This is a genomic window from Ochrobactrum sp. 19YEA23, assembly GCF_029909865.1.
Taxonomy (GTDB): domain Bacteria; phylum Pseudomonadota; class Alphaproteobacteria; order Rhizobiales; family Rhizobiaceae; genus Brucella; species Brucella gambitense.
In genome coordinates this window covers 67875-92208 of sequence record NZ_JASAMQ010000002.1, presented here as the reverse complement: position 1 = coordinate 92208, position 24334 = coordinate 67875, and the positions used below count along the sequence as shown (strand labels likewise).

Here is a 24334-nt window from a genome sequence, read left to right as displayed (position 1 = left end):
CTTATGTTGTCGGGATGAAGACTGTGATTGTCATGGTGCACGATAGCTCTATGCCGTGACTTTTTTCCGAAGCCTCTCGATCTCGAGCTGCCCTTGACAAGGAAACCCCTGCGCCGGAACCGAACCGTATTTCCTGACCCACTTGCGCAGGATATTCTCATGAACATCCAGATCGCGGGCTGACAGCGCAACGCTGACCCCGCGCTCTAGCACCAACTTCACCGCTTCAAGCTCGTACTCACTGCTAAATTTGCTTAGTTACTTTTCTGTGTTCGAGTGTCTTTGGAAACACCTTAACTCGGTGCCCACCAAACGGGCAGTAGGCTACATATAATGACATTGGACGGAATTGATATGGGCATGGTTTACTGGCTGCAATGAAAATTACTCGGGATGAAACCTCATGAAAGACCTAACCCAATGCGTTGCTATTCCTAGCGTTAAAACTGATGGATTCGACACCTTCAGCGTTGCCACCCACCGGGCCTCGACAATTGTGTTTAAAAATGCGGAAGAATATGCCGCTCGGGAACAGCGTGGTCACGACGGCTATACCTATGGTCTTTATGGAACGCCGACAACACGGACGTTGGAAGCCAAGCTCACGGCTTTAGAGCAGGGCGTGCGAACGTTCCTTGTCCCTTCGGGTCAGGCTGCAAACTCAATTGCTATCCTTCCGTTTCTAAAAGCCGGCGACAAAATCCTGATCGCGGACACATCGTATCCACCGATGCGCGATTTCGCCAATCGCGATCTCGCGAGGTTCGGCGTCAATGTCGAATATTACGATCCGGTCTCTATTGAAGATCTCGGGAGAAAAATTGACGGTCGGACCAAACTTGTCTGGTGCGAGTCCCCCGGCTCGACAACGATGGAAATACAGGATCTACCGGCAATCGCCGAAATTTCGCATCGCCACGGTGCCCTGGTCGGCTGCGACAACACTTGGGCTACACCGCTGAACTATAAGCCCCTGGTGCTCGGCGCGGATATCGTCACTGAGGCGCTGACCAAGTACATTTCAGGTCACTCTGACTTGCTTATGGGCTCCATTACAGTACGAAGCGAGGAGTTGATCACCCCAATCCGGGCGTTCCTCGGTCGCTTCGGTGTCGGTGTGTCGCCTGATGATGCCCAACTCGTGCTGCGGGGCATGGAGACACTCGGTGTCCGGCTAAAGCACGCTGCTGAAGGTGCATCCAAGCTCATTACATTGATCGAACGCCACCCCCTGGTAGATCGGGTTCTCTTTCCATCGCTCCCGAGCTTCCCTGGCCACGCCATATGGAAACGTGACTTCCTTGGAGTGAGCGGGGTGTTCAGTGTCGTGCTAAAGCCGAGGGCCGTACCGCACGCGGCAGCGTCACTCAATGTGCTCAAGACAATTGCGATCGGTGCATCCTGGGGTGGAACTCGCAGCCTTATTGCTCCAATGCCGGTGCGGCAAAGCCGCAGTGCCACGAGCTGGGCAGAAGATGATCTGGTCTTGCGGATTAGTGTCGGATTGGAACATCCCGACGATCTGCAGACGGACATTGAAGCATTCCTCGCCGAGATCACATCACGTGCCGAAGGCGGAGGGATTGTAAGTCCGAGCTAGGTCGCTTGGACGAATCGAATCGGTAAGGGATTTTGGATTTCGCGAAGAAACCCAATCCGTTTCTTGAATTATTCGTGGCGTTTAAGAAGCACCTCTCAAAGCTAAAGCTGAAGTATACTAACGCTTCCGCTCGCAGCCTGCACTAAATTGATAGTTCCGGGGTCGCATACACTCATCGTTACCGTTTGAGGGAGTTTTTCGACGTTAATTGACACTCAAAGCTGAGTCCCAAAGCAAATTGAACATCTTTTGGTGATTCTTGACTGGCAATCAGCACCTGACCCAATGGCCGGCATTCTCGTGAATTGTATTCCGCCAGGCCTCGTACAAACCGAAATTTCAATGAAATGAGCAAGAACGCGATTGCGCTTTCGGTATCGAAGATTCCACTGAAACGTCTTGGCACAAATGGCGATATTGCAGCCCGGATCCTGTGGATAGCATTGGAGGAATACAACTTCGTCACCGGCGCTGCATTTGATGCCTGCTATGGCGGACGCTCCAGCTATTAATTCCGGTCGGAAGCACCCGGCATATCTCTTGGGTGCTTTGAAAACTTAATAATCGGCCTTGAGCAATTGCTATAGTTTTAAAGCAGACAGAATCTCAATGTTGCGGTCCGAACCCACATCGCTGATATCACGTCCTAGCGACTCCACGTAAGAATCGCGTTCGAGATTGAGTCTGATAATTTCGGCTTCATATTGGGTTACAACAGCAGTCAGCCAGCGGTTTACTAAAAAATCTGGATCTGCAAGTTCGATATTGAACCGTTCGAGATATCCATTTGTTCTTTCCGCGTCATACCATTGGCCACCCACAACCCATTGATTGACCGTAAAAAGCCGTCGCAACTTGCCGCGCGCATCGACGCTAATGGCAATCAGATGGCAAGGTGAACTTTCTGGTCCGTCTGGACGGACGAAGCAATGAAAATGGCCATGTTCCCCCTGGCTTTCAGCATCGTCGTGGCAGTGATAATACCACTGAGCGCCAGTAGCGTGATCATAAACGTCCTTTTCAGGATAATGTTTCCATGTCTTGAGACCTTGCGCAGGCAATATCCTCAGGAGCACACCAGAACCCGATTTTGCGAGAATATTCTCACAATAAGCCATTTCCTGCGCTGCTCGCTCTTTTGCCGCCGAGGATATCAAAGTGCACCCGCTGAACAGGGGTTGCCGCCAGATACAGCGTTAGAGCGAACCGCCGGCTCAGGCGTGGGAGCCGTTTCGCCACTATATTCGTCGGCGAGATTGTCGTAGCTGCGCTGTCCCGGCACTTTAGGTATGGCTGCGGCGCATGGATTAAAGCTTTCGTCCTGCGCGATGGTCGGTTTCGGCGCTTCGCTGGTTGCATAGTCGGCAACTATTGCACCAAGGACCGTGACGAGGGAAGCACCGAACAGGAGAGTGTTTTTCTTGCTCATATTCTCTTGAATCCATCGAGACCAAATAGGGGGCGCAAAGCAATTCCCAGTAGGCTTCCCAGGAATGCCATGACAAACCACACCCAGCCATGCAGGCTGCCGGAAGCGATGCCGCTGAAAAGCGCCCCGATATTGCACCCGAATGACAGGCGCGCGCCATAGCCCATCAGCAGACCGCCGACAATGGCGGCGAGATAAGAGGCGAAATGCACTTTTGCCTTCTCGGCAAATTTACCAGCCAGAGACGCCGCGAGAGCAGCGCCGAGAATGACGCCGAAATTCATTACCGATGTTACGTCGAAGAGAACGCTCTGGCTCAAGGCCCGTGCCTGCGCTGGATTCTGCCAGAAGGTCCAACTTTCGACAGGGATGCCGACGGCGTTGAATATTTTTGCGCCCCACAAGCCGAAGCCATAGGTCACCGACCACGGATGCCCAGCGAGGAAAAGCGTCAGCACGTTGCCGAGAGCAAGCACCAGGGCTGCGATAATCAGCGGCCAAGGTCCATGGAGAAACCTTGCCGGGGTCAAATCCGCAAGGCCGTTGAAAACAGATTCAATATTGCCGTACTTGCGCCTTTCGACAGCAGCCAGAATGCCGATGATCGCGGCAATTCCGATAAGCGTAATGGCAGTACCTGAAACCGGGCCGAAAGAACCGCCCAGAGTTATGAGGGGCAATGACGGCAGAGAAAGCCAATAGGACAGATGTGCTGTTGCAACCGTTGCGCCGGTAATGAAGCCCACCAATGTCAACAACATACGGCTGCTTCCGCCTCCAACGGTGAACAACGTGCCTGATCCACACCCGCCGCCGAGCTGCATCCCAAGGCCGAAGATGAACGCACCCAAAATGACCGATACACCAACCGGCGCCCAGGCGCCGACCAGCGAACGATCAAACGGGTTGAGCCCATTCAGAAGTGGTATAAAGACAATCGCGGTCAAACCGATCATCAAGAATTGCGCCCGCATGCTTCTGGATCGGCCTTCTGTGGCAAAACGCCTCCAGCCACCCGTGAAGCCGAATGACGCGTGGTACAATGCAAGACCGATCATGGTGCCTGTCATAAAAAGCATTGCTTGCGTCAGACTGACGAGTGTACCGATCACGGCGACACCTGTGCCCATTACCGCCAGAACAGTCAGGAGAGGTGGAACACTCACCTTTGGGGATTGAGGCAGCGTGTTTGCCGCAAAAAATGCCATAATATTCTATTCCTCTGTGCAGGCGTCCTTATCCCACGATTGCCCCCGGTCGGAAAATAAATGCGATCCCTAAAGCCAGCATTTCGGGGAAATTTTCCGCGGAATATATGAGATAATAAGTAATTTCTTCCTTTAGTGCGAATGTTTCACTGGTTACTTTCCAACGGACACCTTTGAAGGACCGCGCTGTGAAACCGAGACCGTACCGCGAAGCTATAGTCGCATTCGGACTTCTTTTCTCTTCAATCTACTATAGCACCGCGACCGTTTCCGCTTATGCTGAAGAGCAGCGCGCCCAACTGGTTCAGTATACGCCTAGCACTAACCTCAAAGCTCTGGCTGCCAACGGAAAGACGGTCGTATTCTTCTTTGCGACGTGGTGTCCGAATTGCATTTTGACCCTGACGGAACTCAAGGAAAAATGGAACGAGATATCGCCCGATATCACGCTTGTGATTGCGGATTATGATCAGGAGACCGCGCTTAAAGCCGAATATGGTGTTACTTATCAGGACACATTCGTGCTCCTCGATAAAAACGCAAAAAGTGCAAGGCTCTGGAATGCAGGTGGTGTCGTCGGGTTGAACCAGAACACACGGCCACAATGAGCCTTCTTTTCGCTTTTATCGCCGGCGTGGTGACAATACTGTCACCGTGTGTATTGCCGCTTCTGCCGGTTATTCTTGCCAGCACTGCGCTTGACGGTCGGTCGCGTCCGATCGGCCTCATCATCGGCTTTGCAGTGTTCTTTACCGCCATTACCCTGCTTCTCAGCGTGTTTGTGCGCCAATTTGCGGTGTCGCCGGACGTTCACCGCACATCTGCTGCGATCATCTTCATCGTGCTTGGCATCATTCTGGCAGTGCCTCCCCTCAAAGCTGCCTTTGAAATGAAGACATCCCGGATCATCGGGCGGTTTGCATCAAACGGCAGAGTGGCGAGCGGTTTCGGAGGCGGTTTCGTCACCGGAGCAGGATTGGGTCTCGCATGGACGCCATGTGTCGGCCCCATCATGGCCTCAGTGATAACATTGGCACTCAACCAGCAGAGCACCATGGCTTCCGCCCTGACTGCAATTGCCTTCAGTCTCGGTACGGCCATTCCCATGGGACTCGTTGTCCTGCTTGGTAACCGGGTTTACAGCCGTTTGGGTTTTCTCAAGAGACATAGCGCGTCAATCCAACAAGGTATGGGAATACTTATTTTGCTTGTTGGCCTTGCCATCTGGTTCGGCTTTGACCGCACAATCCAGGCGATTTTGTTCCAATCGTTTCCGGGCTGGGATAGTGCCCTTACAAGCTGGGAAAAAGCGGCGGCAAATTGAGTTTTGCAGAATGAGCTTACAGGAAAACAATTTACCCCTAACAGCCTGATAATTGGCAGGCTATTCATTGTTTTGAGCGTGGCTTTCGTGACAATTCGTCCTGTAAGTTTCAGGAGATATCGCAATGTCGACCCAATCAGCAAAAACCCTTCTCGCCGCCAGCGCTCTGTCGGTACTGGTTCTCGGTGCCGCTCCGGTGATAAGCCCGCTCATCCCGAATTTGCCTGTTAACGCCGAAGCGTTTGCTCAGGAGGCGGCAACTCCGATCATCATCAATGGGCAGCAGTTTAAGGAACTGGTAGATAAGGGAGCCAAGATTGTCGATTCCCGTCAGCCTGCAGCTTATGAAAAAGGCCACATTCCGGGCGCGGTCAATCTGCCTTGGGCGAAGCTCAATGTCTCTGAACGCGATGGCATTCGTAACGAATTTGCCGAAGATTCGGTCTTTGAAGACGTGATCAGCACTGCTGGATTGAAGGCGGGCGATACGCTTGTCATTTATGACACCAATTCGCTGCCCGGTCGCGCATTTATCGCGCTCGAATATGCTGGTTTCAACAATATCCACGTTCTGGATGGGGGTGTGGGTGCGTATTCTGGCGATCTTTCGACTGAACCTGTGCCGGTTCAAAAGAGCGATTTCAAACTTACCGATAAGCACGATGTGCGCGTCGACAAGGCCTATGTTGAATCGAAGCTCAAAGCTAAGGACACGGTTATTGTCGATGGACGTAATGCCGACGCTTTTGTCGACGGTCATATTCCCGGCGCCAAGTCGATTGTCGCAGCCAATCTTTTGACACAGGACAAAAAAGTTCAGCCCGAAGATGTAATCAACAATCTGCTCGCTGCACGCGGTATCGACAAGAACAAGGAAATCCTTTCTTACTGCGGTAGTGGCGTGGCGGCTGCCAATAATTATATCGCTCTGCGCAATCTCGGTTACACCAATGTGCGCATCTATGATGAAAGCTGGGACGAGTGGAGCCGCGATCCCAAGGCGGGTCAGTCGCTGGCCCTGGGAAATTATACTTTCTCAGGCGATGAAGTTTCCGCCGCATCGAAGGAACCGGGCCCGCATTTTCTGACTGAAGCGCAGGTCAAGGAACTGGCAAAAGACCCTGAAGTTGTTGTTGTCGATGTGCGCTCGCCGTCCGATTATAGCGCCGGTCAAATTCCAGGCTCGGTGAATGTGTTTTGGGACGCGACACTCGATGAAAATCGGGTACTCAAAAAGCCGGATGATCTGAAGAAGATCTACGCCGAAGTCGGTGTGACGCCGGACAAGAAGGTTATTCTCTTCACTCGCGGCGGGGTGCAGTTGACCCATAGCTATACCGTGCTTTCCCTTCTCGGGTTCAAGAATGTTGATTTCTTCACCGGCAAATTTGAGGGCTGGGAAAACGGAGCTTTAAAAAAAGGCTGAGGTCTTTTCCGCACTCATACAAATGAACCCGTCGCCCCGCTGTCGACGGGTTCATTGCTTCCAAAGCATACGTTACTCGCCGGCTTGAACCTGCCGTTCTCGACCAGGCGACGCCGGCCAATCGTAAGGCATCTTTACTATATTCTTTGAGATGCGCATCTTATGAGCACGATAAATGCATGATGTCGGCTAGGAAAAACAATTTATATTATCTATGGAATTAGTGTATTATTGTTGGCTCTTACGTAAAACCCGACATATTCTCGCCCTCCAACGTCGAGTTTACCTGCAGACGAGTGCGGGACGTAAAGAGGGCACGAATGACCAAAATTGGTTTAAGAGGGATTTATGCGGCTGGTCTAATCGGACTTACGGCCACGAGCTCGGTAGCCGCATATGCTCAGACCCCGGTTAGGGGCGGGACATTTACCGTCGCTACGAATGGTCAGGAGCCCGCTTGCATCGATCCACTCATTAATGCGACGGCAGGAGTGATTGTATCGCGCAACTATTCGGATTCGCTCGTCTGGCAAACTGAGGACGGAAAATTTCTTCCGTGGCTTGCGGAAAGCTGGACCATATCCGACGACGGAAGGGTTTATACCTTCAAAATCCGCAAGGGGGTGACGTTCACGGATGGAGCCAAGCTCGACGCTCAGGCGGTGAAAACAAACTTCGATTACATCGTCAATCCCAAGACGAAATCGCAGCTCTCAATGGCTTATTTCAAGCCTTACGAGAAATCGGTCGTGATCGATAACGATACGCTCGAAGTCCACCTCAAGCAGCCCTACAACTCCTTTATTAATATTCTCGCACAGTCTTATTTCGCGCTTCTGTCGCCCAAGCAGATTACGGAAAAGCCGGAAACGACTTGTGACGCGCCTATCGGCTCCGGCCCCTTCAAAATTGTGAAGTGGAACAAGAACAGCAACATCGAATTTGTTCGTAACGACAATTACAATTGGGGCCCTCCCGGCAGCCATGAAGGTCCAGCTTATGTGGAGAAACTCGACCTGCTCTTCATTGGAGAAGATCAGATCCGCTATAATTCCTTGCTGAATGGTGAGATCGACGCCGTCGATTTTGTGCCTCCTGAGAATGTCGAGGAGATCAAGCAAAACCCCGATTTCGGCTTCATCAGGGCAATTCGTCCGGGCACGGCCTATTCCTGGCACCTCAATAATTCCAGGCCACCATTTAACGATCCGCGTGTCCGTAAAGCCTTGTTGAACTCGATCGATCGCGCGACGATTGTTGCGGCGTCTTCGTTTGGACAATGGGAGCTCTCAGATTTTCTAACATCTTCCACTCCCGATTTCGCCGCCGATCTCGGCAAGCATCTGACCTATGATCCGGATCAAGCCAACAAGTTGCTGGACGAGGCAGGTTGGACAGAGCGGGATTCCGATGGTATTCGCAAGAAGGACGGAAAACGGCTCGAAGGTTTCATCCCACTTGATGGCACCAATGCATCGCGCAAGCGACTGGCCGAGCAGGCGCAGGCTGGAGCACGCGCCGTTGGCTTCGATCTGAAAATTGAACTGTTGCCCTGGCAGCAACTGTCGGAACGCCAGCTCAAGGGCGATTACGATGTCAATGCAGGGCTTTGGTCGTCAAACACCGCAGATATGTTGTGGTTGAGATTTTCGAGTAAGAACATTTCCGATGGAAAGGTTTTGGGCCAGAACGCGGCATATTTCAATGATGCAACGTTCGATGATCTGGTTGAGAAAGCCCGCCAGTCAAGTGATCCGGAGGAACGCAAGGCACTCTATCGGCAGGCGCAGGAAAGTCTCGTCGAACTGGTGCCCAGCGTGCCTCTTTACGGAGATCCGCGCACTGCGGCGTTCCAGAAACGGGTTAAGGGCGTCAAATTCGACTATGCGTATCTACAGCCCTACTGGTTTGACGTTTGGCTGGACGATGCAGCCCTATGAGTAATTTCCTTTCCCATCTGGGCTGGCGCCTGCTCCAAGGCGTTGGCGTCATGTTCGGTGCGGCGGCGCTCACCTTTGTTGCCGCGCGCATGGTTCCCGGAGATCCGGCGCAAGCGATTGCTGGTGGCCCGGAAGCCTCTCCTACGCCCGAAGTGCTCGCGCAGATCCGGGCCGAATATGCACTGGATGCACCGCTTGTAACCCAGTTTATTCAATATGTGACAAAATTTCTGTCCGGCGATCTCGGCATGTCTTACCGGCTCAATATTCCTGTCCGGGACGCCATCATTGAGCAGGCATGGCCGACACTTGCGCTGGCGTCTTCGGCCGCGCTGATTGCGGTTGGGCTTTCCGTGATTCTGGCGCTGGCAACGGCGGGTCGCAACCCGGTTATCAGAGCCGTTTCTTCGGCGATCGAGCTTACATTCGCGTCGATGCCGACTTTCTGGCTTGGGCTCCTGTTGCTCACGATCTTCTCCTACAAGCTCGGATGGCTGCCCGCGATTAGCAGAACACATCCATTGGCATTGGTGCTGCCGGCACTGACACTTGCCCTGCCATTGGCCGGTTCCATGACGCAGGTGCTGCGTCATGCTCTGGAGGAAGGGTTGGAGCAACCGTTCGTATTGAGTGCACGAGCGCGGGGACTTGGCGACTGGAGCATTCGCACGGGCCACGTCCTGCGCCATGCATTGCCGCCCTATCTCACGATGGCTGGGTATCTTGTGGGCAGCTTGCTGGGCGGTACGGTCATTACCGAGATGCTGTTCAACCGGCAGGGCATTGGCAAGTTGCTGTTGCATGCGGTGCTGGGGCAGGACCTTCCAGTCGTCATGGGTGTGGTGCTTCTGGCCGCGCTCGTCTTCGTGACAATCAATTTGATCGTGGATCTGCTCCATCCGATTATCGATCCGCGTTTGAGGAGTTTTGCCCAATGACAGCATACGACACATTGGTCATAAAGCCTGCAGAATATGTTCGAGAACGGCCACGGTTCGGCGTTGTGTTTGTCGCCCTGACCTGGGTTTACCGGCATGCGGCACTCTCGCTATCGGGCGCTATGCTGCTGCTATTGATCGTGAGTGCGCTTTGGCCGGGGCTGCTGGCACCATACGATCCTTTTGCCGTTGATACGCATAATATCCTTGCTGCGCCTTCGCTCGATCATCTGTTCGGGACCGACGAGAATGGTCGCGATGTGCTCAGCCGTATCATCTATGGCGCGCAAAGTTCGCTCCGACTGGGCTTCGGCGCTGTGCTTATTGCGCTGGTGGGCGGTATCGCGCTTGGTCTCGCGGCAGCGCTTGGCAACCGTCTGGCGGATATCCTCGTGATGCGCACCGTCGATGTCGGTCTGGCATTTCCGGAATTGCTTCTCGCATTGATCGTGATTGCGCTGATCGGGTCGGGACCCGATAGCGCAATGACTGCAATCGGCATCGCGACAATTCCGAGTTATGCACGGCTAACGCGTGCGCAAGCGCTCGGAGTGAGCAGATCAACTTATGTCGAGGCCGCGCATGCGCTGGGGCTTGGCTATTCACGTGTTTTGTGGCGCCATATCCTGCCGAATGCGGTGCCGCCTATTCTCGTCGTCGCTGCGATCGGCGTGGGTACGGCAACGCTTGCGGGCGCTGCGCTCAGCTTCATTGGTCTTGGTGTTTCTCCGCCCGAACCGGAATGGGGATCGATGCTGGCAGCGGCCCGCAACTTCTTGCGTCAGGCATGGTGGTACGGAACTTTTCCAGGCTTCGCTATCATTCTTCTCGTTATCTCGACCTCCGTTTTTGGACGCCAGCTGCAAAAGCGTCTGGAGGGCAGGGCATGAATCAATTGCGGGTTGGTATCGATCAGCGCCCGAATAGTGCGGAAACACTTATCGATGTTTCACGCCTGAAGGTCAGCTTCGACGGCGTGCATGAACCGGTCGTGAAGGACATCTCGTTCTCCATCGCGAAAGGGGAATGTCTGGCCATCGTTGGGGAATCCGGTTCCGGCAAAAGCGTCACAGCGAGGTCGCTTATCGGCTTGGCAGGACGTAAGGCAATCGTCTCAGGCGACCGACTGGCCTATAAGGGGGCAAATCTTCTCGCAAACAGTGATCGCTCCTGGCGGCGGATACGCGGCGCCGAGATTGGTTTTGTATTGCAGGACGCGCTGGTTTCTCTCGATCCGCTTCGCACCGTGGGAAGGGAAGTTGCAGAGGCGGCTCGCGTGCACAATCCCGATCTGAAGGGCAAAGCGCTCGAGGCATTTGTGATCGACCTTTTGAGCCGGGTGGGAGTTCCCGAACCCGCACGCCGTGCGCGCCAGCTGCCGTCAGAACTCTCTGGCGGTCTGCGCCAACGGGCGCTGATTGCGACAGCCCTTGCAGGCAATCCCGATCTCCTTATCGCAGACGAGCCAACAACCGCACTTGATGTCACCGTTCAGGCGCAAATCCTTTCGCTTTTCGAGACATTGAAACAAGCTGGAAAAGGGCTGTTGGTAATCAGTCACGACCTCGCTGTCGTCAGTCGTCTGGCCGACCGCATTGCCGTCATGAACAATGGTCGGATCGTTGAGATCGGGACGGTGGATCAAGTTCTGTGCGATCCACAGGATGACTATACGAAGCTTCTCATTGCAGCGGTCCCGACTGGAAAACCTCGCGGCACGCGCCTATCGACAAAGTCAGCGCCGCCAGCTGTAGTGACACATGCGTCATCGGCTCAAGTCGTGGCGCGGGTGGAGAGTGTCAGCAAACGCTTCCTGGGTGCAAACGCTGCTGGGCGAAATGCGGTTGAATCCGTTTCATTTGAATTGCGGGAGGGGGAAACTCTCGGTGTCGTAGGGGAGTCCGGCTCGGGTAAGACCACAACATCGCGCATTCTGCTCGGGTTGACTCAGCCGGATAGCGGGTTGGTGGAGATCGGAGGCAAGAACTGGTCGTCGCTTCGGGGGCGTGAAAGGCTGGAGTTGCGCCGGGGAATCCAGGTCATCTATCAGGATACGCTGAGCTCGTTTGATCCGCGCTATTCGGTGGGGCCAACCCTCGATGAAGCCATTTCCGTTGCCGGGATTACGCGTGCGGAGGTTCGAAAAAAGCGCGCACTCGAACTTCTCGACGCAGTCGGCCTGAATGCGTCCTTTCTTGACCGGTTCCCAATCGAAATGTCTGGTGGACAGCGCCAGCGCGTCGCTATCGCCCGGGCGCTAGCGCCAGAGCCGAAAGTTATTGTCTGCGACGAGCCGGTTTCAGCATTGGATGTCTCGGTGCAAGCGCAGGTTCTCGATCTTCTCGCGGATCTTCAGGCGCAGACCCGCGTAGCCTATCTTTTCATCTCGCATGATCTCGGCGTGATTAATCACATCAGCGACCGCGTGATCGTGATGAAGGACGGGCGGATTGTCGAAGAAGGCGAGACCTTCCACACCATGACGCAGCCGAGTCATCCCTACACTATGGAACTGATAGCGGCGATCCCACGCATCAAAGGCTCCAGCCAAGCAGGAATTCATGTATGAGCGCCTCGACATTGTCTGCGCGTATCGAACACGCTTCCAACCCGATTGAATATTCATTCGACGCAGTAGCAGAGATTTTTCGACCCATTTTCCGTCGCATTGCTGAGGGGACGCTTGACCGCGAACAGCAACGCCGTTTGCCGTTCGAACAGGTCGCTTGGCTCAAGGAAAAACGGTTTGGTGCTTTGCGGGTGCCGCAGCAATTTGGCGGTTACGGATTGGATCACCGCAGCTATCTCCAGTTGCTCATAGAACTGGCGGAGGCCGATCCCAACGTAGCGCATCTTTTCCGAGGCCATTTCGCTGTGGTTGAGGAAAAGCTCGCCGAACCGGATGCCCGCAAGCGTCTCCTATGGCTGGAAAGGCTTGGGCGCGGTGATATTGTCGGCAATGCATCGACGGAACCCGGTGACGGCGCTGTTGACAAGAAATCCACACGCCTCCTGGAAAGTGATGGTGTATGGAAACTGAGTGGCACGAAGTTCTACACGACCGGCAGTATCTTCGCCGATTGGATTGATACGTCGGCGCGGCGTAGCGACGATGAACATGTGTCTGTCCTTGTCAACCGCAATCACTCTGGTGTGGCGATCACCGATGATTGGGATGGCTTCGGCCAGCGGCTTACGGGTACCGGGACTGGTGTATTTTCGGATGTCCCGGTCGATGATGACGCCATTGTGGTGCGTTCGGAACGGCTTCCTTATCTCGGCGCGGTCTATCAGACGGTTCTGCTTGCAGCACTCGCTGGTATTGCGCGATCCATAGCGAATGAAACGGCCGTCCACTTGAAAACGCGTAAGCGCATTTATAGCCACGGCAACTCGGATCTCGCGAAGGACGATCCGCAACTCAAACAGGTGGTTGGCGAAGTCGCCGCTGCTGCTTATGCAGTGGAAAATCTCGTGCTTTCCACCAGTGGCCGTTTCACAGAGGCCGAGGCTGCGGTTCTTTCACGCAATCCCGAACTCGCCAAGGCGGCGGCGCAGAAGTTGGAGATAGACGTGAACAAGGTACAAATTGTCATTGCCGATCTTGTGCTGCGTGCCGCAAGCCGCCTCTTCGACGCGCTGGGCGCATCCGCTGTGCGGACCGAGAACGGACTTGATCGCCACTGGCGCAATGCCCGCACTATTCTTTCGCACAATCCTTTGGTCTATCGCGCACGCATCGTGGGTGACTATCACGTCAACGACAAGCTGCCAGAACTTGCCTGGAGTGTCGGTATCGCCAATGGCGTGAAGGGAAACTGATCATGGCCGAACTTCTTTTCAATGCTTTCGTGATGAACACCGCCTCACATATCCAGCATGGCCTCTGGCGGCACCCAGATGCCAGACAAGCCGATTTCGAGGATGTCGATGTCTGGATCAATCTTGCCAAGACGTTGGAAGCAGGACTTTTCGACGCGATGTTCTTCGCCGATGTCGTCGGACTCTACGGACCGTTGCATGGTGACTACGAAGTCAATGCGCGCGAAGGGCTCCAGATTCCAAGCAATGATCCTTCTGTGCTGATGTCGGCACTTGCGGTTCATACGGAGCATCTAGGTCTGGCCTTTACCAGTTCCGTTCTGCAGGCGCATCCTTATGAATTTGCGCGCCGGATATCGACACTCGATCATATATCCAAGGGCCGCATTGCTTGGAATATTGTTACCAGTACACAGGAAAATGCAGCACGGAATTTCGGACTCGATCGCCTAACAGATCATGATGAGCGCTACGTCTGGGCGGAGGAATATCTCGATGTCGTCTACAAGCTCTGGGAAGGATCCTGGGATGAAGGCGCATTGCTAAAGGATCGCACACGCGGTGTCTTTTCCGATCATACCAGAATTCACAAAATCCATCATACCGGTCAACGCTATCGCGTCGAAGGCCCGCATTTGCCATCGCCGTCGCGCCAGCGGACGCCGCTTTTGTTCCAGGCGGGATCTTCGGGTGCCGGGCGGGCATTCGCCGCGCGCCACGCCGAGGCGCAGTTTATCGCTCCTCCGAATCCGGCTGCCGCTGCGGAGCTCATCGCCGATACCCGGCGTCTTGCGCAGAGCTTTGGACGGCTGCCTGAGGATATCAAATTCTTTCAGGGCTTTTCGTTTGTTGTGGGTAGTACCGAGGAAGAGGCTCGCCGCAAGGAGGCGGAGCTTGATGACTATCTGAGCGGCGAGGCCTTTCTAGCCCATTCCAATCTGGGGGTTGATCAAAATACGGGACGTCCATATCCATCCGATATGCTTCTCGCCGAAATCCGGACCAATGGAGGCCACAGCCATATCGAATGGCTCCGGAAAGCAACACCGGGACGTGAACCTACCGTGGCCGATCTCGGTCGGCTGACCTCCCGTCGTCATGCACGGCTTGTCGGAACTCCCGACCAGATTGCAGACGGACTCGAGGTGTGGCGCGATGCAGGCATTGACGGTGTCAATCTCATCAACTGGATGATCCCGGGTTCCTATGAGGAATACAATGCGCATGTTTTGCCTACACTACAAAAGCGTGGCCTTGCCAAAAGCGAATATGCAGACGGTTCGCTACGCGCCAAGATGTTCGGATCAGACCGCCTCAATGAACGCCATCCAGCCATACGATACAAAGGCGCTTTTTCCTCACTCGCTAAAGTGCCTAAGAGCGTGAACGACTGAGCCTTCACGGCGGGCAGAAGATGTGCTCGGTGACTCTGTTGTAGTGCATTACTTTTTCGAACTTGATGTTTGATGTTTTTGACCGGCAATCAGTTGGTTTCGCTCACAGACAGTGAACAATACTAAGCACACGCGACCAAATGTCGGCGCTTACTCAAGTTTCGTCAAAGCCATTATCCCGCGATTGAGCCTGTCGTGCGAGCCGTAAAGCACTAAACATTAGCTCGATTTCCATGAAGATATTAAAGTCAAGGTGCATTTTAATTTGGCATCGTGTTGTCCTGCTACTGGCTCTTGGGTCCGAACCGGTTAATTGAATACCGGTCCATAACCGAACCTGTACAAACTTACATGCGATCGCCGTTCGAAGCAGCTGCACCATGATCCCGCATTCGGCGGGTCCGGGGTTCGGGAGAAGGAAACCATTCTTTGTACCGGCATTTTAAACCATGTCGAGCTTCGGTCCATTCTACCAGAGATCCGTCGGAGCGTGATCAGGCTCCGGGGATAAGAAAAGGGTGATAGGGGATGATCAGGCGTGCGACATCACAGCGCCTACGATCACTACACCGCGCGTGGCAAATTTCCACAAAGTGACGAGAAGTTTGCGAGCAAGTGCGATGGTCGCAACCTTCTTGCCACGGCCTCCATTCTGGCTGACCCGTTGCTGGAATCAGCATGCCAATTGGGAGTCCGGCTGATAGCGCAGCCACAGCCAGGAGAGCTAGACCAACGTCTTACGCAGCCGCGGGTTTCCCAATTTGAACACGCCCTGCTCATGATCGATCGAGCCGCTTTTCCAGGGACTGGCAGCCAGACCTGCATAGGCAGCGACTTGTCGTCGATTGTTAAAGTCCCGGAACAAGCCTTCATTTGCAAGAACATTGGCGAATTTGGAGCCAATCCCGTTGAGAGCCAAAAGTAGCGTCCTGGGATCATTTTCTTTTGCCTGCTCCATGCCCTTATGCGCATTGATGAGACAGATTTGCAGTTGGCATTGATTGCGAAGCGAAATGCAGTCGATGCTGCACGGGCACTCCTCGTACAAGCTCAGGCCGACGAACGGCGCTATGCGATCCTGGTTAAAAAAGGACTGGCAGCGACGCCGCAATGTTACGAACAGGCAAAGGCTGCTCTCGACACGGCTGCGGCTCAACTATCGGCTGTCGAGGCCTAAGCCCGCGTTGCAGAAAACGAAGTCAGCTATTCGGTCCTGACCGCAGATGCTGACGGTACGGTCGTAAACACTCTGGGCGAACCGGGACAGGTCCCTCCAAACGTGCCGTGAGGCAGTGGAGGACGCGATCCAGGCGGTTTATTCAGCTGATCAGGGTGTCGCTCTCAGTATCCCACATAGCTGATGCTCACGGTTCCTCGCGAATTGACATTTCGCCAAGCTTCGTATGAGTCTGCGTGTGACGCCGTCTGGAAAACTTCTCACACTCTGCCCCTGTCACGCGGAGTGCAGATACCTGTCTTAAAATGAAATACCAGAATGCGGTTTTAAATGAGTTGCAATAGCACGGTCGAGCCCTTCGATTGCCTGTTGCGCACCCCTTATACGACCAGTCGCCGCCAGCGACGATGCAGAGCTCGCCCCGAAGACGAGTTCGGACACTGCGTCCACAGGTAACGTGATAGACGGGTTTTCGCCATTTTGCATTGCCCCGTCTCCATTGATCGTCCACACGCCATTGTTCTCGGGGATCAGTTGATCTTCAATCCGGAGAACAACATCTTGAGTAGCGTTGTAGCTGCGAGCGTTTAGGAATTTGTGCAAGTCCAGCGGTCTGATCCAACTCTCGTCGCGGAGTTCTGACGTTTGCACGGCGCGGGCATTTTCGACCAGCCGCGGCAGTGGATCGTCGACCGGACGTGATGGCAGGATGACCTTGTGGAGAATGTCCTGTGATAACACATGGCCGAGCAGCGCCCGCCAGGCATCATCATCATGAGCGATTAGATCATCGACAATGGCCGTGCGCTGCGTCGCGGTAAACCAGTTGTCCGTTGCCTGAATATGGAAACGGATATAACCGCGTTCCGCACCTTTAGCGCCAACCACCACGGCATGATGCGGGGTGGACCCATGTCGGGTGCGAAACTCCTGAATTTTCCACCAACCGTCCCAACGCTGCAGACTGGCGGACCGTGGCGACGGTACGACCGCTGCAATTTTCTGAAACAGATCAAAACTCTCAAAGGCATCGACCACGCGCAAATCCGTGCGCCGCTCGGGCTTGGGCCGACCGCCATTGGTTAGGTCAACATCCTGCCGAACAGACCAAGACGCGATTCCGTATCCGTAGCGTCCATAGATGCGAGCGTCGGATGCACGCAACCCCGCGACAACATAACCTTGCGCATGAGCGCGCCTCAACTGCTCGCTCAGCAGTGCGCGGGCAATGCCATTGCGGGTCTGGGTTGGGGCAACGCCGACATGCGTCACCGCAAGGTGACTGACGTAAGTGCCGCCGGGCAGGGCAATCGCACCGGCAAACCCATTGACCACGCCCTGCAACGTACCGTCGATAAATCCACCGAGTGGTGAACCGCTTTCCAGATAGGCGGTTTCGGCCGCAGCATCGGCCCGTCCAATATCGCCAATGCCAAGCATGGCCTGACGGAACTGTGCAAAGGCCTGCCGTTTTTCTTGCGTGCTGGTAAGGGCACGAACCTCTACGGGGCGGGTGTGTTCAGTCATGTGGGCTATCCCGAAAATTGAAAGCTGTGGTGGCCTGCGCAACGGATCGCCCGTGCGCAGCCGTCGTCGGTGGTGCTCAGGGGGAGGACATCAGGTCGCTACGTCACGACACCGGTGCCAGAACACCACGGGATTTCAGGCGGGCGGCAGCGCCTTCACCGAAATGCCATGCTTCTTCCAGATGCGGTTGGCCGGAGAAGATGAAATGATCAAACCCTGCCTTGTGGTAGGTCTCGATCAGGTCCGCCACCTGTTCATGGCTGCCGACCAGCGCGGTTCCTGCGCCACCGCGCACGAGGCCGTAACCGGACCACACACCGGGATGGATTTGCAGTTCACGGGCTGATTTTGGCAGGCCATCCCGTTCAGCATGCAGCGCCGTCATATGGCTTTGGCCGACGGATTCCGATTTTGCCGCAAGGCTTTTGGCGTTTGCCACCTGATAAGGGGAAACCCAACCGAGCAGCTTGTCGGCCACCGCCCATGCCTCATCCTCGGTGTCACGGGAAATCACATGCAGGCGAATGCCAAATTTCAGGTCGCGACCCTTCGCCGCCGCCTGTGCCTTCAGCTTCTTGATGTTGTCGGCCTCAAGTTCCGGCTGGCGTCCCCAGACCAGATAAACGTCGGAATGCGAGGTGGCGACTTCGGTTGCTGCACCGCTTGCGCCACCAAAAAAGATCTGCGGCAGGCCGTAAGGGGCCGCATTGATGCGGGCTTCGCGGATGTCGTAATGTTTGCCCTTGAAGGAAAACGGTTCTTTCGCGTTTTCATCGGAGACACCGCGCAGCACCTGAATGAATTCTGCCGTGCGCTCATAACGAGCGTCATGACCAAGGTGGTCACCAAATCGCGCCTGTTCAAAACGGTCACCGCCGGTCACCACGTTGAGCAGCAAACGGCCCTGCGTCACCCGCTGAAAGGTGGCGGCTTGATGCGCAACCAGGGTTGGCGAAATCAGACCTGGGCGAAAGGCCACTAGAAATTTCAGCCGTTTTGTCTCGGCGGACAGGGCAGCGGTGGCAATCCATGCGTCTTCGCACCACGTGCCGGTTGGGGTCAGCACAGCGTGAAAGGGCTGGGCTTCGGCTGCCCGTGCAACCTCACCAAGATAGGCAAGAGTGGGGGCGCGGTAACCGCCAGCAAAGTCGATAAGGTGGCTGTCATTGCCCGAGCCGGTCAGTCCACGGCTGTCGCCATTGGTTGGCAGATACCAGTGCAGATGAATTTTCCCACTCATGACCGGGTCTCCGAAGCGACGGATGAAGGTCGCTTCCGTCTTGATGAAATGCTGTTATGTGTCATGCGAAGTCTCGTTGTGTGAAGGAAGGAACCCGGTGGACTGCCTCATCGCGCCGGCCAGGTACGGAGGCGATGAGGGTCCGGGCATAGTCTGATTTTGGTGCGCGAATAAGCGCATCGGCGGGGGCAACCTCGACAATCTGACCGCGTTGCATCACCGCAATCCTGTCGGCAATCGATACGGCGACCCTGATGTCATGGGTGATGAACAACATCGCTAGGCCAAAGTCCATTTGCAGCTCGGTCAGTAGTGTCAGAACCTGCGTCTGCACCGAAACATCCAGTGCCGAAACCGGCTCATCGGCCACCAGTAATCTGGGCTGCAGCATCAGCGCACGCGCCAGCGCGATACGCTGTCGTTGGCCGCCCGAGAAGGCGTGCGGTTTGCGGTCGGCGGCGCGCGCATCAATGCCCACCCGGCGCAAAAGCTCGTTCATGCGCGCCTCTGCCTCATCCCTACTGACGCCGAAATGCCGGGCAGCCTCGGTCAGGATGCGACGTATGCTGTGGCGCGGATTGAGAGAGGATTGCGGGTCCTGAAACACCATCTGCACCAGCGGGCGTCGCTCGCGGGTAAACAGGTCCTTGGCGTTTTCAATGTCGTCTCCGGCAAAACGGAAGGTGCCGGCATCCCGTTCAATCAGCCCAGTAATGACTTGACCGAGCGTTGATTTGCCCGAACCGCTTTCGCCGACCAAAGCAAGCGTTTCACCCTGCCGCAGCAGCAGGTCTACGCCACCAAGCGCTGCCACCGGTTCCTGTGTTGTGCTGAGCAGACGGCGGGAGGCGGCATGGGTTTTGCGGATGCCGTCAAGCTGCAGTAGAACGGCACCATCGACCGGTGGGCGATGTCTGTTGTCATCAAGGTCAGGCACGGCTGCCAGCAAGCGGCGTGTATAGGGGTGCTGCGGCCGCGCCAGCAGATCAGGGGCGGTGCCAGTCTCAACGATTTCGCCGTTCTGCATGACCACGATACGGTCGGCAATGTCGGCAACCACACCAAAGTCATGGGTGATAAACAGCACGGCAAGGCCGCGTTTTTCGCGCAGATCAAGGATCAGTTTGAGGATTTCCGACCGGGTTGTGACATCCAGTGCCGTGGTCGGTTCATCGGCAATCAGCAGTTCCGGTTCGCAGGCAATGGCCATGGCAATCGCCACGCGCTGCCGCTGCCCGCCAGACAGTTCATGAGGATAGCGCTGGCCGATCGTGTCCGGCTCCGGCAGCTTCATGGCGGCAAACAGTGCAGCGATCTTGTCCTTAGGTGCAGGAAAACCGTGCGCCTCAAGCGTTTCCGTCACCTGCCGACCAACCGTCAACAGCGGGTTAAGTGCAGTCATCGGCTCTTGAAAAATATAGCCAATGCGCGTGCCACGCAGTCTGCGCAGCTGTACCTCATTGAGAGAGAGAATATCCTGGCCGTCAAAGGACAGAGCACCGCCGGTAACCTTCAATGTGTTGCCTGGCAGCAGACCGGCAATGGCTGAGGCAAGCACTGATTTGCCCGAACCGCTTTCGCCGACGATGCACAGCACCTCGCCGCGTTTGATCGACACCGTGGCGTTGGACACAGCAAGAGATCGATCAGCCCCTTTGGGAAGGGCAATGTCGAGCCTGTCTATGGCAACAAGTGGGGTGCGTTTCTGGCTCATGGCTGATGCCTCCCGGCATGTTTGGGGTCCAGCCAGCGTTCCAGCCCATCACCAACCAGATTGAAGGCGAGCACAGTCAAGAAAATTGCCAGCCCCGGCAGGGTCGACAGCCACCAGTTGACGCTGAACGAGGTTCTGCCGGACGCGAGCAGGAACCCCCAGGACACGGAGTCGCGACTGCCAAGGCCAAGAAAGCTGATGCCGGATTCAATCATCACGGCACCCGCAATCAGCAGCGAGGCCTGCACCACCACCTGCGGCAGCACATTGGGCAACACATGCAAAAGGGCAATGCGCAGATGCGACAGGCCACTGATACGCGCAGCGCGCACCCAGTCGAGACGCCGCAGCGACAGCACTTCGGCCCGCACGATCCGCACGATGGGCGGCCATGATATCAAAGCGATTGCAAACACGACGGTCCAGCGGGTGGGCGAGAGAATGGCAACGATCATGATCGTCAGCAGGAAACCGGGGATTGTCTGGAAAAACTCGGTGATGCGAATGATCAACTCGTCAACGATCTCGCCAAAGTAACCGGCCAGCAGCCCGAGCACGACACCAAGGCTGACGGCAAAGGCAACGACACTGACGGCTACCGCCAGCGTTGCCCGGCTGCCATGCACGAGACCGGCGGTCAGGTCACGCCCCAGCATATCGGTACCAGCGGGAAAGCCAGGCGAGAGGGGCGGCAGGTTTGGCCGCGCCACCATACGCCATGGATCGCCGGGATAGATCAGATCGGCAAAGATCACCAGAATTGCCAGTGCGGCCAGCACCGCAAATCCAAAGATCACAGGTGGTCGGAGCAGGGGATGGTTTGGCCAGCTGATCATACCGTTCCCTCCCGCTCAAGGCGCGGATCGATCAGCCGATAGGCGGCATCAGCAATAAGATTGGCAAGGATCACCCCGAAGGACGAAACGATGAATACGGCAAGAAGCACGTTATAGTCACGGGTAGTCAGCGCGTTGAACGCCATCCTGCCAATGCCCGGCCAGGCAAACACCGTCTCGACGAGGATCGAACCGCCAATCAACTGGCCGGCCTGCAAGCCGGCAATGGTGATGGTCGGCAACAGGGCATTGCGCAGCAGATGGTCGCGCCAGATCCGCCAAGGCGAGAGGCCCTTGGCGCGCGCCGTGCGAATGAAGTCCATGCCGGACACCTGAAGCAGTGCGGTGCGCGACACCCGGGCGTGAATCGACATATGGAAAAGCCCAAGCGTAAGCACCGGCAGCACCATATGGGCCAGACGATTGACAACGGCTGGCCATCCGCCTTGCGAGGCGATGGCGGGTGTTTCCATGCCATAGGAGGGCAGCCAGCCGAGCTTGACGGCAAAGATGATGATGAAGACAAGGCCTACCCAGAACATCGGCATGGCAAAAAACGCCACCGATATCGTGGTGATGACGCCATCCAGCGCCGATCCCGGTTTTCTAGCCGCAAGGGCACCCAGTGTCACGCCGAGGGCGACCGAAAACAGAAAACCGCTTATCGTCAGAACAAGCGTTGCCGGAACTTTTTCAAGCACGATGTCAATCACCGGTCGCTGGTCACGATAGGACAGGCCGAAATCGAAAGTCGCGACACTCTGCAGATATTTCCACAGTTGCAGATAGACCGGCCCATCTAGTCCGAGGTGACGGCGCAGGTCTTCGACAAAGGCCGGGTCACTGCCACCCTGGTCGCCAGCCAGAATGAGCGCCGGATCACCGGGCGCCAGACGCAGCAGCAGGAAGCTGCCGATGACCACGAACAGCAGTGTCAACAGCGCCTTGGAAAACCGCAGCCCAATGGCATAGGCGGCATGTGCCGCCCGGCCTCTGAGCGCAGGGTGGTGCCCCTGCGCCGTGTTTTGCTTTGCCGCCATTACTTCTTCAGCCAGACATTGGCGAATTTGTCATCGGTGCCGAGCGCCGTGGTGATGAGGTCCTGAACCTTGTCGCGGTAGAGCGTCGGGAAGACAATGTCGTGTGTCCAAACCATCGGCACATCCTGCGACAGGATTTTCTGGACCTTGGAGTAGATTTCCTTGCGCTTGGCGTCATCCTGCTCATGCGCACCCTGATCGAGAAGTGCGTCAACCTCGGGATTGGAATAACCGTTGATGTTACCGCCGGTGCTGCCGGCATTGTCGCCCTTGACGGTCGTGTAACCGTAGGAAATGCCAATGCCCGGATCGGCCGTGGTGTAGACGAAGTTCTGGGCAATATCATAATCGAAGGTGGTCAGGCGTTTGAACCAGCCGGCAACGTCAACTGACTGGATTTCAACCTTGATACCAACCGCACCCAGCGCCTCACGCAAATATTCCGCCTGCCGCGACCACAATTCACCATAGGGCAGAGGCACCAGCTTCAGCGTGAAACGTGTGCCATCGCCACCCACCTTGTAACCGGCCTCGTCCAGCAGGGCTGCGGCCTTTTCCGGATCATAGGGGTAAGTCGTCTCGACGCTTGCATCCTTGTAAGCCCACAGGCTGGAGAAGGGGCCGTTGATCGGTTTGCCATAACCAGCAAAGATCGTGTTGATGATGAAGTCGCGGTTAATCGCCTGGGTGATGGCCTGACGGACCGTCCGGTTGGCGAGAAGCGGATTGCGGTTGTTGATATGCACATAACCGATCGGCTGCAGGAACTCCCAACCACCTTCATTGACCGCAACACCCTCAAGTGCAGAAAGGCGCGGAATGTCGAAATTCTCGACATCGCCGGAGCGCAGCACGTCGACCTGTCCAGTTTCGAAGGCAATCGAGCGGGAGTTCGCATCCGGCACGATCTGGAAATCAATTTCATCGAGATAGGGTTTGCCCGCATCCCAATATTTGTCGTTACGAACCAGACGGATGATGCTGCCCTTTTTCCACTCCGAGAACTTGAACGGGCCGGTGCCGATAAATTCCGAATTGGCAGGTGCGGCGCGCAGATCGGTTACGCCGACATATTTATGGGCCGGGACGATCGCCAGATTGAGCGACCACAGGATGGCCGGGTAGGGCGCCTTCAGCGTAAAGACAACGGTCAGATCATCAGGCGTTTCGATGTGGTCGATCTGCGCGCTGAGGTCTTTTGAACGTGCGTGCTGGATCGGCAGGAAGTCGCCGATGCTGAAGGCAACATCCTTTGACGTGAAGGGCTCGCCATCATGCCAGGTAACGCCGGGGCGCAGCTTGAACGTATAGGTCTTGCCATCGGCGGAAACCTCCCAGCTTTCCGCCAGCCGCGGAATAGGTTTGATGTCCCTGGCGGAATAACCAAGCAGCGAATCGTAGATCTTGTTGCCAACAAAGGTCGCCGGACCCAAGCGGTTGATGCCGGGATTGAGCGAGATGGGCTCCGGCTGGACAATCAGGTTCAGTGTGCCTCCGGTCTCCGCCGAAAAGGTCGTGGACGCGAAGGCCATACCGACAATCGCTCCGGTTAATCCAAGCGCAAATGATCTCCAGCCGCGAGCAAACATCTCATGATCCTCAATTCTATAGTTTTAGTAGATATGATCGAAAAAGGAATCAAAGGTGCGCTGCTTCTGTTCTAAATTTGGGCCGAAAAATGAAATTCTTCTATCGTGAAGTGGTGAAGGCATGATTGCG

20 protein-coding genes and 3 pseudogenes are annotated in these 24334 nt (G+C 55.6%); 12 read left to right on the top strand and 11 right to left on the bottom strand.

Annotation, left to right across the window (positions count from 1 at the left end; all coding sequences use genetic code 11):
* Nucleotides 1–54 precede the first annotated feature (54 nt).
* A pseudogene (locus tag QBD01_RS07025) lies at nucleotides 55–249 on the bottom strand (transposase); the annotation flags it as partial.
* Between the two features lie 154 nt (nucleotides 250–403).
* On the opposite strand from QBD01_RS07025, the gene QBD01_RS07020 reads away from it, so the two are divergent.
* Both QBD01_RS07020 and QBD01_RS07015 read left to right on the top strand, forming a co-directional pair.
* Nucleotides 404–1600 (top strand): PLP-dependent aspartate aminotransferase family protein, encoded by a 1197-nt coding sequence (locus tag QBD01_RS07020; protein WP_280992194.1) that lies wholly within the window; start codon nucleotides 404–406, stop codon nucleotides 1598–1600.
* 347 nt (nucleotides 1601–1947) lie between these two features.
* Entirely contained in the window at nucleotides 1948–2112 is a 165-nt protein-coding gene (locus QBD01_RS07015; protein WP_280992193.1) for a hypothetical protein, read from the top strand.
* A 69-nt stretch (nucleotides 2113–2181) separates the two neighbouring features.
* Here QBD01_RS07015 and QBD01_RS07010 read toward each other — a convergent pair whose 3' ends face one another.
* From QBD01_RS07010 to QBD01_RS07000, 3 genes are read right to left on the bottom strand one after another with little or no spacing between them, the layout of a single operon-like run.
* Nucleotides 2182–2757: a DUF6969 family protein gene (locus tag QBD01_RS07010; protein WP_280992192.1), complete on the bottom strand. Its 576-nt coding sequence runs from the start codon at nucleotides 2755–2757 to the stop codon at nucleotides 2182–2184.
* Entirely contained in the window at nucleotides 2754–3029 is a 276-nt protein-coding gene (locus tag QBD01_RS07005; RefSeq protein WP_280992191.1) for a hypothetical protein, read from the bottom strand. Before QBD01_RS07005 ends, QBD01_RS07010 begins: the two co-directional genes overlap by 4 nt.
* Nucleotides 3026–4237, bottom strand: a complete 1212-nt coding sequence (locus tag QBD01_RS07000; RefSeq protein WP_280992190.1) for a YeeE/YedE family protein — start codon at nucleotides 4235–4237, stop codon at nucleotides 3026–3028. Before QBD01_RS07000 ends, QBD01_RS07005 begins: the two co-directional genes overlap by 4 nt.
* 173 nt (nucleotides 4238–4410) lie before the next feature.
* On the opposite strand from QBD01_RS07000, the gene QBD01_RS06995 reads away from it, so the two are divergent.
* From QBD01_RS06995 to QBD01_RS06955, 9 genes are all read left to right on the top strand, one after another.
* Nucleotides 4411–4845 carry a thioredoxin domain-containing protein gene (locus QBD01_RS06995; protein ID WP_280992189.1) on the top strand — a complete coding sequence of 145 codons (435 nt, stop codon included), beginning with the start codon at nucleotides 4411–4413 and terminating at the stop codon, nucleotides 4843–4845.
* Nucleotides 4842–5561, top strand: a complete 720-nt coding sequence (locus tag QBD01_RS06990; protein WP_113533637.1) for a cytochrome c biogenesis CcdA family protein — start codon at nucleotides 4842–4844, stop codon at nucleotides 5559–5561. The genes QBD01_RS06995 and QBD01_RS06990 overlap by 4 nt, the downstream gene beginning before the upstream one ends.
* A 124-nt stretch (nucleotides 5562–5685) precedes the next feature.
* Nucleotides 5686–6987, top strand: coding sequence for a rhodanese-like domain-containing protein (locus tag QBD01_RS06985; RefSeq protein ID WP_113533636.1), 1302 nt, complete (start codon nucleotides 5686–5688; stop codon nucleotides 6985–6987).
* Between the two features lie 320 nt (nucleotides 6988–7307).
* A complete protein-coding gene (locus QBD01_RS06980) occupies nucleotides 7308–8927 on the top strand; it encodes an ABC transporter substrate-binding protein (protein WP_280992188.1) in 1620 nt (539 codons plus the stop codon).
* On the top strand, nucleotides 8924–9865 hold the full coding sequence (locus QBD01_RS06975; protein WP_280992187.1) for an ABC transporter permease: 942 nt from the start codon (nucleotides 8924–8926) through the stop codon (nucleotides 9863–9865). The genes QBD01_RS06980 and QBD01_RS06975 overlap by 4 nt, the downstream gene beginning before the upstream one ends.
* Complete coding sequence (locus QBD01_RS06970) at nucleotides 9862–10755, top strand: ABC transporter permease (protein ID WP_280992186.1); 894 nt, start codon at nucleotides 9862–9864, stop codon at nucleotides 10753–10755. Before QBD01_RS06975 ends, QBD01_RS06970 begins: the two co-directional genes overlap by 4 nt.
* Nucleotides 10752–12434 carry an ABC transporter ATP-binding protein gene (locus tag QBD01_RS06965; RefSeq protein ID WP_280992185.1) on the top strand — a complete coding sequence of 561 codons (1683 nt, stop codon included), beginning with the start codon at nucleotides 10752–10754 and terminating at the stop codon, nucleotides 12432–12434. Before QBD01_RS06970 ends, QBD01_RS06965 begins: the two co-directional genes overlap by 4 nt.
* Nucleotides 12431–13687, top strand: a complete 1257-nt coding sequence (locus tag QBD01_RS06960) for an acyl-CoA dehydrogenase family protein (RefSeq protein ID WP_280992184.1) — start codon at nucleotides 12431–12433, stop codon at nucleotides 13685–13687. The genes QBD01_RS06965 and QBD01_RS06960 overlap by 4 nt, the downstream gene beginning before the upstream one ends.
* Before the next feature lie 2 nt (nucleotides 13688–13689).
* Complete coding sequence (locus QBD01_RS06955; RefSeq protein ID WP_280992183.1) at nucleotides 13690–15081, top strand: NtaA/DmoA family FMN-dependent monooxygenase; 1392 nt, start codon at nucleotides 13690–13692, stop codon at nucleotides 15079–15081.
* Between the two features lie 532 nt (nucleotides 15082–15613).
* Here QBD01_RS06955 and QBD01_RS06950 read toward each other — a convergent pair.
* Nucleotides 15614–16006: pseudogene (locus tag QBD01_RS06950) on the bottom strand (transposase); the annotation flags it as partial.
* Between the two features lie 36 nt (nucleotides 16007–16042).
* On the opposite strand from QBD01_RS06950, the pseudogene QBD01_RS06945 reads away from it, so the two are divergent.
* Nucleotides 16043–16351 (top strand): annotated as a pseudogene (locus tag QBD01_RS06945) (efflux RND transporter periplasmic adaptor subunit); the annotation flags it as partial.
* A gap of 207 nt (nucleotides 16352–16558) precedes the next feature.
* Here QBD01_RS06945 and QBD01_RS06940 read toward each other — a convergent pair.
* The 6 genes from QBD01_RS06940 to QBD01_RS06915 form a co-directional block, all read right to left on the bottom strand.
* Entirely contained in the window at nucleotides 16559–17785 is a 1227-nt protein-coding gene (locus tag QBD01_RS06940) for a GNAT family N-acetyltransferase (protein ID WP_280992182.1), read from the bottom strand.
* Nucleotides 17786–17888: 103 nt separating this feature from the next.
* A complete protein-coding gene (locus QBD01_RS06935) occupies nucleotides 17889–19025 on the bottom strand; it encodes an LLM class flavin-dependent oxidoreductase (protein WP_280992181.1) in 1137 nt (378 codons plus the stop codon).
* Nucleotides 19026–19086: 61 nt separating this feature from the next.
* Entirely contained in the window at nucleotides 19087–20739 is a 1653-nt protein-coding gene (locus tag QBD01_RS06930; protein WP_280992180.1) for an ABC transporter ATP-binding protein, read from the bottom strand.
* Complete coding sequence (locus tag QBD01_RS06925) at nucleotides 20736–21575, bottom strand: ABC transporter permease (protein WP_280992179.1); 840 nt, start codon at nucleotides 21573–21575, stop codon at nucleotides 20736–20738. The genes QBD01_RS06930 and QBD01_RS06925 overlap by 4 nt, the downstream gene beginning before the upstream one ends.
* Complete coding sequence (locus QBD01_RS06920) at nucleotides 21572–22615, bottom strand: ABC transporter permease (RefSeq protein WP_280992178.1); 1044 nt, start codon at nucleotides 22613–22615, stop codon at nucleotides 21572–21574. Before QBD01_RS06920 ends, QBD01_RS06925 begins: the two co-directional genes overlap by 4 nt.
* Nucleotides 22615–24204, bottom strand: a complete 1590-nt coding sequence (locus tag QBD01_RS06915; RefSeq protein ID WP_280992177.1) for an ABC transporter substrate-binding protein — start codon at nucleotides 24202–24204, stop codon at nucleotides 22615–22617. Before QBD01_RS06915 ends, QBD01_RS06920 begins: the two co-directional genes overlap by 1 nt.
* Nucleotides 24205–24334: the final 130 nt, after the last annotated feature.

Bases quoted from the DNA above. Each gene is read 5' to 3' on its own strand.
- QBD01_RS07020 (WP_280992194.1), top strand. From the start codon at position 404: ATGAAAGACCTAACCCAATGCGTTGCTATTCCTAGCGTTAAAACTGAT.
- QBD01_RS07015 (WP_280992193.1), top strand. From the start codon at position 1,948: ATGAGCAAGAACGCGATTGCGCTTTCGGTATCGAAGATTCCACTGAAA.
- QBD01_RS07005 (WP_280992191.1), bottom strand. From the start codon at position 3,029: ATGAGCAAGAAAAACACTCTCCTGTTCGGTGCTTCCCTCGTCACGGTC.
- QBD01_RS07000 (WP_280992190.1), bottom strand. From the start codon at position 4,237: ATGGCATTTTTTGCGGCAAACACGCTGCCTCAATCCCCAAAGGTGAGT.
- QBD01_RS06990 (WP_113533637.1), top strand. From the start codon at position 4,842: ATGAGCCTTCTTTTCGCTTTTATCGCCGGCGTGGTGACAATACTGTCA.
- QBD01_RS06985 (WP_113533636.1), top strand. From the start codon at position 5,686: ATGTCGACCCAATCAGCAAAAACCCTTCTCGCCGCCAGCGCTCTGTCG.
- QBD01_RS06980 (WP_280992188.1), top strand. From the start codon at position 7,308: ATGACCAAAATTGGTTTAAGAGGGATTTATGCGGCTGGTCTAATCGGA.
- QBD01_RS06975 (WP_280992187.1), top strand. From the start codon at position 8,924: ATGAGTAATTTCCTTTCCCATCTGGGCTGGCGCCTGCTCCAAGGCGTT.
- QBD01_RS06970 (WP_280992186.1), top strand. From the start codon at position 9,862: ATGACAGCATACGACACATTGGTCATAAAGCCTGCAGAATATGTTCGA.
- QBD01_RS06965 (WP_280992185.1), top strand. From the start codon at position 10,752: ATGAATCAATTGCGGGTTGGTATCGATCAGCGCCCGAATAGTGCGGAA.
- QBD01_RS06960 (WP_280992184.1), top strand. From the start codon at position 12,431: ATGAGCGCCTCGACATTGTCTGCGCGTATCGAACACGCTTCCAACCCG.
- QBD01_RS06955 (WP_280992183.1), top strand. From the start codon at position 13,690: ATGGCCGAACTTCTTTTCAATGCTTTCGTGATGAACACCGCCTCACAT.
- QBD01_RS06940 (WP_280992182.1), bottom strand. From the start codon at position 17,785: ATGACTGAACACACCCGCCCCGTAGAGGTTCGTGCCCTTACCAGCACG.
- QBD01_RS06935 (WP_280992181.1), bottom strand. From the start codon at position 19,025: ATGAGTGGGAAAATTCATCTGCACTGGTATCTGCCAACCAATGGCGAC.
- QBD01_RS06930 (WP_280992180.1), bottom strand. From the start codon at position 20,739: ATGAGCCAGAAACGCACCCCACTTGTTGCCATAGACAGGCTCGACATT.
- QBD01_RS06925 (WP_280992179.1), bottom strand. From the start codon at position 21,575: ATGATCAGCTGGCCAAACCATCCCCTGCTCCGACCACCTGTGATCTTT.
- QBD01_RS06920 (WP_280992178.1), bottom strand. From the start codon at position 22,615: ATGGCGGCAAAGCAAAACACGGCGCAGGGGCACCACCCTGCGCTCAGA.
- QBD01_RS06915 (WP_280992177.1), bottom strand. From the start codon at position 24,204: ATGTTTGCTCGCGGCTGGAGATCATTTGCGCTTGGATTAACCGGAGCG.